Source organism: Polaribacter sp. NJDZ03, assembly GCF_019263805.1.
Classification (GTDB): Bacteria; Bacteroidota; Bacteroidia; order Flavobacteriales; family Flavobacteriaceae; genus Polaribacter.
Map to the genome: position 1 here is coordinate 3,221,794 of NZ_CP079195.1, position 12,583 is coordinate 3,234,376.

Annotated in this window: 1 protein-coding gene; it reads right to left on the minus strand. The window is 35.8% G+C overall.

Annotated elements, in window-relative coordinates; genetic code table 11:
- Window positions 1-206: 206 nt before the first annotated feature.
- Window positions 207-12,524, minus strand: coding sequence for a cadherin-like domain-containing protein (locus tag KV700_RS13685; RefSeq protein WP_218598216.1), 12,318 nt, complete (start codon window positions 12,522-12,524; stop codon window positions 207-209).
- Window positions 12,525-12,583 lie beyond the last annotated feature (59 nt).

Genomic DNA, 12,583 nt, shown 5'->3' on the forward strand with positions numbered 1-12,583 from the left:
AGTTATATTTTTTAACTAGGCACCATAAGTGTGACACCGCTAAGTTTAAAAAGTCACATTTCTGTTAAAAATAACATAAAAATATTTTTATTAATTATTTTATTATTTGGTATTATTAACAATAAAAAAAAAGCCTATTAAAAGAGATTTCTTTTAATAGGCTTTAATATTTTATCAATTTTAAAAAATTGATAGTTTTTTATTTGTTACTCAATAACCACTTTTTTATTGATGGTTCCTTTATTGGTATTCATTTTTACAATGTAAACACCTGTTGGTATCTGTTTTTTAATATCTAATTGGTAAGTCTCTTTTTGTTCTTTAATATTCCAAAGACTTACTTTTTTACCAATCACATTAAACAACTCTACTTTTTTAATTGCTACTTCACTATTTTTAGAAATTACAATTTGGTTGTTTTCATTGTCTGCATAGATATTGGTATATGCAGCTAAAATTTCGTCTTCTAAACTAAGGGCGCTACTTTCTTTAAAGGTTAATACAAAACGATCTGTATAGGTTCCTTTTTCTAAGGTTAACGTGTTTTTTTGTTCTTTAACATTATAAGAAGTACCGGTAAGTTTGTCTGTAACATAAATGTTCTTAGAAACATTTTGTAATTCATCTACCATGATATTTACTTGCCCTGTATAGTTCATTTTAATTTCTAAAGGAACTTCTAAGTCATCAGATATTTCTTGTACTCCAGCAATCACATAATCCTTGTCATCCGAAGGGAATTTAAAATAGATGTCTGTTTTACCAGTTTCATATACTTTAGAGTCATACCCTTTATCAAAAGCAAAAGAATTTGTTTCTTGAAAAGAGACTGCTATTTGATGGTGTATCATTAAATCTTGCTCGTTTTTATATTCGAAACCTAATTTAATTACAGGCAATAGGTTACTCTCCGTTTTACTTGTTTTTTGAGTTCCTCTAAAGAATATCGATTTTGCACCTTCTGTAACATACGCTCTTTGGCTGTTGTTAAAATCAATTGTTCCACCAGCATCTGCCTCAATAAAGAAACCTTGTCCGATTGCAATGTATGGAAGTGGCGTTGTATATGCAGTAGTGCTTTCTAAGCCAGAAGTACCATTGTTATCATTTGTTGTATTTGCAGGAACATCTGCAGCAACTCCACCACCTAAGTTAAGTGTTGCATACCCACCAATGTACCCACCAAATATGTGTCCATCTATTCCGGTACCCTCACCAAGTTTACTTTCTTTATGTTCCCAGAAGTAAAGAGTTCCGGTAGTTTCATTTAAGTTGTCTTCAATAAACTTTCTTGCGTTTATAGCCGATGGGTAAGGGTTACCAACTAAATAATCGTTACCTGCAGCTATAATTGAAGGGCTAAAGTTTCCATCATTAGGTGTTCCCATAAAGGTATAGTTTTGTGGTGCTCCTGGACCTTTAAAAATAAATCCTTCACCACGAGCAATCTCACCATCCTCATTTTTATGTGCCCAATTAGCTCTACCATTAGAAGCAGGAGCATAGGTATATATCCAATATTTAGCTAATGAAATAGGATCTGTAGTATCTCCATCATAGCCATCTATAAATTTAATATTTTTAGCAATAGTAGTACCTACTATACCCGTTGCATTTAGTGGAGTTGTACCATCTTTTAACACATTTTCTAAAGTGTAATTAATGCCAATAGAAGTTACCGGAGAACTCATATATCCATATCTGTATAAACTAGGTATTGTAGAGTTTTGATCTACTAACAGTTTACCGTTACCACTTATTTTAGTAGTGGTTGCATGCGTTTGTACCAATTGTGCAGATGTACCAGCTAAACGAATATTACCGTCTAAAGTAATCTCATTAGTAACCACTAATAATTGATCTGTTACTGTTAATTTTGTACTTGCATCAATTTTTAGTTTTCTAGCACTTAATCTACTACCGGTATGCTCAAAATCTTGATCAATTACTACAGAACGAGATCTGTCTGGGAAACCGTTCGTCCAGGTATTGCTACTAGAGTTAGAGGTTGTAATATCAATTCTGTGTAAACCTAACAACGTATTTGCTTCTTTACTAGAGTTTTTTATTTCTGAGATTAAAGCATCTTGAGGATGTCTTTTAATTCCTGCAACTGTAGTTTCTTCAATTGGCTGGTAAGGTGTTATTGCATCATCTATAAATACCACCCATTCATTTGCATCATAGTTTTTATTAGGTGTTAACCTTTCATCTATTCTAACAACCGAAGTTTTGTTGTTTATATTAGAAACCACATCATATCTATTTGCCCATGAAGAAGTTGTTGATGTAGATAGCGTAATAATATCATTAACGGCATCATCTAAATCTGTTAATGCAGCATTTAATACAACTGTAGCATCAGTAGCTAATTCAGAATTGGCTATTAAAGTATTATTTAATACGTTTTTAAATAAGACAGATTTTCCAGCTTCTAGTAAAGTAGTAACTGTATAAGAAACATCTGGATTGTTGTTTGTTTGGTCTCCTGTTTTATCTTTATATAACTGAACATGAATGGTGTTTGCAGGAACATCTGTTGTACCTATATTGGTAATTTCTATCCATCTTTCCTTATCAGTATCGCTATCAGCACCAAACTGATACACTTGTGTTATCATAACGTCTGTCTTAATGGCTTTAGGAACCGACGTTAAATACAATGTAGCTTCTGCACATGCTTGTGGCGATTGGTTATCACACTTAATATATGTTACAGGCACAGTGCCTACAAAACTAGCAACTGGTACAAAAGTATAAGTTCCGTCACTAACTAAAGTAACTGTACCAACATTACCTATTGTTGCGGATCCATCAGTTGCATTCGTACTTGTTGTATTTGCTATTTTAATAGAAAACGAAGTAACAGTATGTGGGTTCCCTTCTGGATCAAAATCATTAGTCAAAATATTTCCAGTCATTGTAGTTCCTTGTGGCGCCGTATGAGCATCATCATTAGCAAAAGTGCTGTTTCCAAAATTGTCAATTACATTTAAGTTCAAAATAGCAGTATCTGTACCACCGTTTCCATCAGAAATGGTGTAGGTAATATCATCTACAGTTCCTGTAAAACCAGCAGCAGGAATAAACTCATAAGTTCCATTCGTATTTAATTGAACAGTACCTGCATTTGCAACCGTAGCTCCCGTTTTATCTTTACCAGTAACCGTTGTTGGGGTATTAATAGTTACCCCTGTAGCAGATGTTATCGTTAAATTGTCTCCTTCTAGATCGGTATCATTAGAAAGCACCGTAGAATTTACCGTTGTATTTACTTCTGTAGTATGTACATCATTTTGCGCCGTTGGCGGATTACTAATAGGTAGTTCATTAGGCAACACTTCAATAGATATAGTAGCGGTATCTGTAGCAATACCATCACCTTTACCTGTATAGGTTATAGGGTCTATAGTTCCTGTAAAACCAGGACTAGGTGTAAAGGTATATGTACCATCTTCTTTAATAATTATAGAACCAGCATTGGTAACAGCAAAACCTTCTTTGTTTATACCAGGCACATTATTAATGGTAACACCTGTATTTCCTGCAGGTACAGCAAAAGCTGTAGAATTACCATTTATAAGAACAGAAGTTACGGTTATATTACCTCCTTGGTCATTTGTAGTTAATGAACTGTTTACCGCAGTATCTTGCGGCGTTTGGTTGATATCATTTTTTGCAGTAAAACCTGCAGGAATAGAAGTTAAATACAAAGTAGCCTCATCACATGTTTGTGGCGTTCCGTTATCACAGGTACTGTAAATTACGGGAACAGTTCCTGTAAAATTAGCATCAGGAGCAAAGTTATAAGAACCATCTGTATTGATGGTAACTGTACCCACACCTGCAATTGTATTTGCTACAGGAACAGCAACAGTTCCCACAGTAATTGACGTTCCATTTACAGAAGCCGAAGATATCGTTTGCATATTTAATTCCGGATCGAAATCGTTTAGAACAATATTTCCTTCCATACTTGTTCCTTGCGTAGCAGAATTAGCGTCATCATTTGCAAAAGTGTTGTTTCCAAAATTAGGAATTACATTTAAGTTAAGAGTAGCAGTATCTGTACCACCATTTCCATCAGAAACAGTGTAGGTAATATCATCTACAGATCCTGTAAAACCAGTAGCAGGTATAAATTCATAAGACCCATCTGCATTTACTTTAACCGTACCAGCATTTGCAATAGCAACACCATTCTCATCTTTACCAGTAACAGTTTTAGCCGTTCCAAAAGTAAAAGGAATATCAGTACCTGCTCCATCTTTTATAGAAGCACTAGTGATAACGATATTATCTCCATCAGGGTCAGAATCGTTGTTAAGTATTGTTGAAGTAACTGTTGTATTTATTTCTGTAGTATTTACATCATTTTGCGCTGTTGGCGGATTGTTACCCGCTGGCTGAATGTTAGGAATAACTTCAATAGATAATAGAGCATCATTCGTGTCAACACCTGCGCCTTTTCCTGTATATGTTACCGGATTAATAGTTCCTGTAAAACCTGCAGTAGGAGTAAAGGTATATGTACCATTACCGTTAATAGTTAAAGAACCTGCGTTAGCAACATTATTCCCATTTTCATCAACTCCAGCAACTGTTTTTGCAGTTCCTAAAGTAAATCCTGTAGCAGTTACACTTGCTACACCTTCATCATTCGTTAATAAAGCCCCATTTATCACAGTGTCTTGTGGTATTTGGTTGATGTCATTTTCTGCAGCAATATCAGGAATAACGTCTGACGGAATAGAAGTTAAATACAAAGTAGCTTTGTCACATGCTTGTGGCGTTCCGTTATCACAGGTACTATATGTTACGGGAACAGTTCCTACAAAATTAGGCTCAGGAACAAAGGTGTATTTTCCATCTGCGCTTAAAGTTAAAGTACCTACTCCTGAAATTGCTGTTGCTGTTCCTAGAGTAATTGGTGTATTTGTTCCTCCAAAAGAAGCTGAAGGTGAAGAAAGAGTTTGTGTATTTCCTTCTAGATCAAAATCGTTTGTTTTGATGTTCCCTTCTATATTTACTCCTTGCTTAGCAGCATTGGCATCATCATTTGCAAACGTACTGTTTCCAAAATTGTCAATTACATTTAAGCTTAAAATAGCGGTATCTGTACCATCATTTCCATCAGAAATGGTGTAGGTAATATCATCTATAGTTCCTGTAAATCCTGTAGCAGGTTTAAATTCATAAGTACCATCTGCTTTTACTTCAACAGTACCTGCATTTGTAACAGTAACTCCATTTTTATCTTTACCAGTAACAGTTTTAGCAGTTCCTAAAGTAAAAGTAGTAACAGTACCTGCTCCATCTTTTATAGAAGCATTCGTGATAACGATATTATCTCCATCTGTGTCACTATCATTAGAGAGTAAAGTTGACGTTACATCTGTATTTAATTCTGTAGTATTTACATCATTTTGTGCCGTTGGCGGATTGTTACCCGCTGGCAAAATATTTGGCACTACTTCTATAGATAAACTTGCTGTGTCTGTATTGGCACCAGCACCTTTTCCTATATAGGTTATTGGGTTAATAGTACCTGTAAAACCTGCAGCTGGTGTAAAAATATACGTACCATCTTCTTTAATAGTAATTGAACCAGCATTTGCAACGGCAACACCGTTTTTATCTACACCAGCAACATTATTAATTGTTACTCCAGTGTTTCCTGTAGGAACAGCTGTTGGAGTCCCATTTATTGTAACCGAAGTTACTGTTGCAACACCTTGGTCATTGGTAATTAATGCTCCATTTACCGCAGTATCTTTTGGTGTTTGGTTGATATCATTTTCTGCATTTACATCTGCAGGAATAGAAGTTAAATATAAAGTAGCTTCATCACATGCTTGTACTGTTGGAGCTGTAATTGTATCACATTTAGTGTATGTTACAGGTACTGTACCTGTAAAACCAGCTTCTGGTACAAAATTATAAGAACCATCTGAGTTTATGGTAACTGTACCAATACCTGCAATAGTATTTACTACAGGAGCAGCAAAAGTTCCCACCGTAATTCCTGTTCCGTTAACAGAAGCAGTAGTAACATTTTGAGTATTCCCTTCTGGATCAAAATCGTTTGTTAAAACATTTCCTTCCATATTTATTCCTTGCTTAGCAGCATTGGCATCATCATTTGCAAACGTATTGTTTCCAAAATTGTCAATTACATTTAAGTTTAAAATAGCAGTATCTGTACCACCATTTCCATCAGAAATGGTGTAGGTAATATCATCTATAGTTCCTGTAAATCCTGTAGCAGGTTTAAATTCATAAGTACCATCTGCTTTTATTTCAACAGTACCTGCATTTGTAACAGTAACTCCATTTTTATCTTTACCAGTAACAGTTTTAGCAGTTCCTAAAGTAAAAGTAGTAACAGCACCAGCTCCGTCTTTTATAGAAGCATTAGTGATAACGATATTATCTCCATCTGTGTCACTATCATTAGAGAGTAAAGTTGACGTTATATCTGTATTTAATTCTGTAGTATTTACATCATTTTGTGCCGTTGGCGGATTGTTACCCGCTGGCTGAATGTTAGGAATAACTTCAATAGATAATAGAGCATCATTCGTGTCAACACCTGCGCCTTTTCCTGTATATGTTACCGGATCAATTGTTCCTGTAAAACCTGTAGTAGGAGTAAAGGTATATGTTCCGTTTCCATTAATAGTTAAAGAACCTGCGTTAGCAACATTATTTCCATTTTCATCAACTCCAGCAACTGTTTTTGCAGTTCCTAAAGTAAATCCAGTAGCAGTTACACTTGCTACACCTTCATCATTAGTTAATAGTTGACCATCTACAGGTGTATCTTTTGGTGTTTGGTTGATGTCATTTTCTGCATTTACATCTGCAGGAATAGAAGTTAAATATAAAGTAGCTTCATCACATGCTTGTACTGTTGGAGCTGTAATTGTATCACATTTAGTGTATGTTACAGGTACTGTACCTGTAAAACCAGCTTCTGGTACAAAATTATAAGAACCATCTGAGTTTATGGTAACCGTACCAATACCTGCAATAGTATTTACTACAGGAGCAAGAGTTCCCACCGTAATTCCTGTTCCGTTAACAGAAGCAGTAGTAACATTTTGAGTATTCCCTTCGGGATCAAAATCGTTTGTTAAAACATTTCCTTCCATATTTATTCCTTGCTTAGCAGCATTGGCATCATCATTTGCAAACGTATTGTTTCCAAAATTGTCAATTACATTTAAGTTTAAAATAGCAGTATCTGTACCACCATTTCCATCAGAAATGGTGTAGGTAATATCATCTATAGTTCCTGTAAATCCTGTAGCAGGTTTAAATTCATAAGTACCATCTGCTTTTATTTCAACAGTACCTGCATTTGTAACAGTAACTCCATTTTTATCTTTACCAGTAACAGTTTTAGCAGTTCCTAAAGTAAAAGTAGTAACAGCACCAGCTCCGTCTTTTATAGAAGCATTAGTGATAACGATATTATCTCCATCTGTGTCACTATCATTAGAGAGTAAAGTTGACGTTATATCTGTATTTAATTCTGTAGTATTTACATCATTTTGTGCCGTTGGCGGATTGTTACCCGCTGGCTGAATGTTAGGAATAACTTCAATAGATAATATAGCATCATTCGTGTCAACACCTGCGCCTTTTCCTGTATATGTTACCGGATCAATTGTTCCTGTAAAACCTGTAGTAGGAGTAAAGGTATATGTTCCGTTTCCATTAATAGTTAAAGAACCTGCGTTAGCAACATTATTTCCATTTTCATCAACTCCAGCAACTGTTTTTGCAGTTCCTAAAGTAAATCCAGTAGCAGTTACACTTGCTACACCTTCATCATTAGTTAATAGTTGACCATCTACAGGTGTATCTTTTGGTGTTTGGTTGATATCATTTTCTGCATTTACATCTGCAGGAATAGAAGTTAAATATAAAGTAGCTTCATCACATGCTTGTACTGTTGGAGCTGTAATTGTATCACATTTAGTGTATGTTACAGGTACTGTACCTGTAAAACCAGCTTCTGGTACAAAATTATAAGAACCATCTGAGTTTATGGTAACCGTACCAATACCTGCAATAGTATTTACTACAGGAACAGCAACAGTTCCCACCGTAATTGCAGTTCCGTTAACAGAAGCAGTAGTAACATTTTGAGTATTCCCTTCTGGATCAAAATCGTTTGTTAAAACATTTCCTTCTATATTTATTCCTTGCTTAGCAGCATTGGCATCATCATTTGCAAACGTATTGTTTCCAAAATTGTCAATTACATTTAAGTTTAAAATAGCAGTATCTGTACCACCATTTCCATCAGAAATAGTGTAAGTAATATCGTTTACCGTTCCTGTAAATCCTGTAGCAGGTATAAATTCATAAGTTCCATCTGCATTTACTTTAACTGTACCTGCATTTGCAATAGCAACACCGTTTTTATCTTTCCCTGCAACTGTTTTAGCAGTTCCTAAAGTAAAAGTACTAACAGTACCTGCTTCATCTTTTATAGTAGCATTAGTGATAACTATATTATTTCCATCAGGGTCACTATCATTTGTTAGTATTGTTGAAGTAACTGTTGTGTTTAATTCTGTAGTATTTACATCATTCTGTGCCGTTGGCAGATTGTTACCCGCTGGCAGAATGTTAGGAATAACTTCTAAAGATAAAGTAGCCGTATCTGTTTCATTATTTGCTCCTTCACCAGTGTATGTTATTGGATTAATAGTTCCTGTAAAACCTGTAGTTGGTGTAAAGGTGTACGTACCATCTTCTTTAATAGTAATTGAACCAGCATTTGGTATAGCAATTCCATTTTCATCTACACCAGCAACATTATTAATAGTTACTCCAGTGTTTCCTGCAGGAACAGCTGTTGGAGTCCCATTTATTGTAACAGAAGTTACTGTTGCTACGTTTTCATCATTGGTTAATAATGCACCATCAACAGGTTTGTCTTTTGGTGTTTGATTGATGTCATTTTCTGTATTTACTGCGGTATTACATGCAGAACTTTGAATGTCTTTGTCTTGAGATGTACCAATAGTTTGTGTTGTGCTGTTTGGAACCCCATAAGTAGCACTTGTACTTACCATGTCTACTGCGGCTGTTAGCATTTTAGTTGTAGCATCTATATCTGAAAGGGTATAAGTTCCGCTTCCTTCTAAAGCATCTGGACAACCATCGTTGTCTGAGTCTGTATCAAATTTATTTGGTATACCATCATTATCTGTGTCTAAACATATTGAAGCTTTTATACCTAACCATAACACTGGGCCTATTCCATCTCCAATACTATCAAATGTTAAACTTTTTACATTTTTGCCTATTAATGAAGGAAAAGAAATTGTACCGCTGGCTTGGGTGGTATTCGCCGTTAGATCTGTTATATATGTTTTTCCATCTATAACTGTTTGCCCTACTAGTTCGGAATTTCCCACGGGATTTACCGATATAGATACCGCAAGATTAGACATAGTTGTCCCGTTTGCTAAAATGGCCGAGAAATTTCCAAAAAGAGCTTGTCCTGCAAAATCTATTCCAGCTGTTGCAGTATCAAGATCACCAGAAGAAGTTGTCCCAACACTGTCTGGTAATAAATTTATATCAGAAACTTCTTCTCCAAAAGTTATAGTATAAGTACCGTTACCAGTAGTAGTTTCATTAAACCCGAACCTACTAAATGAACCGCTTAAAAATTCACCTGTATCTGTACCAATAGTAACAGTAGTTGTAGGTGTTGCTACAAACTGATATGTTTGAGGGTTATTAGTATTACCACTTCCTACTCTAGTAGCTTGCTTATCAGTAAATATACATTCTTCTGTGTCTAAAATACCATCATTATCGTCATCTAAATCTACATCGTCTGGTATACCATCATTGTCATTGTCATTACATGCATTTACATTTCCATTTATATAATATGCATTTGGTGTAGTAGTATATGGTGCGCCAGTTACTTTACCAGTACCATCTACTATTGGTACACCTGTACCATAAAAGCCATTATTGTCTGCATCTGCATTTGCAACCGTACCAAAATAAGCTTCGTCTGCGTCTGAACAACCATCGTTGTCTGAGTCTGTGTCTAGGTGATTAGGGATTCCATCATTATCTGTATCTGTAGCTGGACAGATGTAGAATCTAATTGCATTATTTATATTATTATCAGTTGTGAAAAACCTTAATTCTTTAGCGTAAGTGGCAGATTCCCATAAAAAAGATGTAGTGTTCTGAGCTCCCGATGTTTTTGTGTTAATTACAGTATAATTATTTGGTGTATCATTGGCAACAAAGCCGGCGTCTAAAGTAGAAGTTAAAGTATATGGAATTCCATCTAGAGACTCAATACCATCAAATCGAGTACCATCTGCAGTTATCGTTTTACCATGAAGTCCCTGAATTTTAGCAGGAACAGTACCTGTTAATACAAACCTAGTATTAGAGTGAGCGGGGTCTGGGCCTACTACCATACGAGGGGTGGTATTAGATGTTGTGTTTATACCGAAAGCTTGTATAAAAACACTACCTGCCGAAAGACCGAAATCTGAACTCACATCAAGAGGTGCAATCATGTCAAAGTTAATTACACCACCAGCAATACCTAACCTTGTAGGTAGTATTTCTGTAAAACCAGTACAAACATCTTCTGCGGTATCTAAAATACCATCGTTATCATCATCTAAATCTGCACCATCTGGCACACCATCGTTGTCGTTATCATTACATGTGTTTACCGTTCCGTCTAAATGATATGGGTTTGGAGTAGTGGTATAGGTAAGGCCAGTTATTCTACCAGAACTATCTACTATTGGTATACCTGTACCATAAAAGCCATTATTGTCTGTATCTGCATTTGCAACCGTACCAAAATACGCTTCATCTGCGTCTGAACAACCATCGTTGTCTGAGTCTGAATCTAAATAATCTGGAGTTCCATCATTATCAAAATCACAAGGGTCATTTAGAAGAGGAACAAGTTCACTTTCTAAAACACCTGTTGCACCTAACCAAAATTCTGCTCTAATATCTATATAGTCTAAAGATGCAATAACGGTTTCAAATGCAGCTTGTGTTACGCCAAATCTAGCTGCCGTTAAAGGTACTGTAATTGTAAAATCAGATCCTGTAGGTTTTGTTTCTCCATAAGGAGCTTCTGTTAAATCTATAGTGTATTGAGTACCACCACTACCTATACGAATATCTGTAGTACCTCCGAAAAAATCTTCAGCAGGGTCTTGTACAAAGATTCTAAAAACTAAATTATTACCATCTATATATGTATAGTCTTTACCTTGTGTATTTAACCTGTAGTAAGTTACTTGAGACGCTTGGTCAGTATATCTTAAACCTGGTTCATTATTATTTGGACCAGCATCATTAACAAAAGGGGTACCAGACGCTCCACCTTCTACAACTGTTATTAGACCTGCGTTTGCATTGTTAATTATTAAATCTTTACTAAAACTAAAGTTAGGACATTCTACAACATCTAAAATACCATCATTGTCACTGTCTTCGTCATTAACATCTGCAATACCATCACTATCTGTATCTGTTAAGTCTTTTGCTGTAATATTTACACTACCGTTATTTCCGTTTGCTTGCAAAGCACCAGTAGTACCATTTGCACCTGCAATAATTGAACTATTAACATAACCTCTAAAAGTTGTATCCACATAAGAACCACCACCACCAGCAGCACCATCTGTACCAACAGCAGTAAAAAGACCGGAACCACCACCACCACTATAACCGCCACCAGCACCACCAGTTAAGTTAACTGTAGCACCAGCACCACCAGAAAAACCTCTACCACCGTTACCAGTAGTTAACTCAGCGGTACCGTTACCTCCAGAAGCTAAAGTAAAAGATCCATTAGCACCAGCCCCACCAGTTGCAACAGATGAAGTAGCGCTGGCACCATTGCTAATGAATCCACCACCAGCAGCACCAGCAGCACCAGCACTACCACCATTACCACCATTACCACCAGCACCAAAGTTACTACCAGTTCCGTTATCACCATTTGTAGTATTATTGGCGGCTAAACCATTTACACCACCAGCTCCACCACCACCACCAGCAACTAGTACTAAAGTGCTGTTAATGTATATACCGGTACTACCACCACCACCACTGGTATTACTAGTAGTAGTACCATTAGGGTTACCAAAACCTCCTTCTGAAACTAAATATCTAATAATATCTCCTTCATTAAGGTTGTAGGTTGCACTTGCAGTAGCTCCTTGCCCCCCATAAGCTTGGACTCCATTACCACCATTACCACCAGCAATAATAAAACTAATTTGTTTTGGTCCGCCAGTTACGGTGTAAGAGTTAGATTGTACTGTTGATGTATTTACAACTACAGTTTGAGCAAATGCCTTAGGATTAGAGAAAAATAAGAAACTTGCAAAAAAGAATAGTTTTAATGCAGCCGCTGTTTTAGAAGTTAATAATGAAAAAAAAGTATTGTCGAATTTACTACGAAGTGTCTTCGTTTGTTTGTGAGGGATAGCCATAGGAGGTTTTTTTATATACGAAAGTAATGATTTTTTTAATTTTTTTATAGGATTTTACA

Excerpts from the sequence above, each read along its gene's own strand:
- KV700_RS13685 (WP_218598216.1), bottom strand. The coding sequence starts at position 12,524 with ATGGCTATCCCTCACAAACAAACGAAGACACTTCGTAGTAAATTCGAC.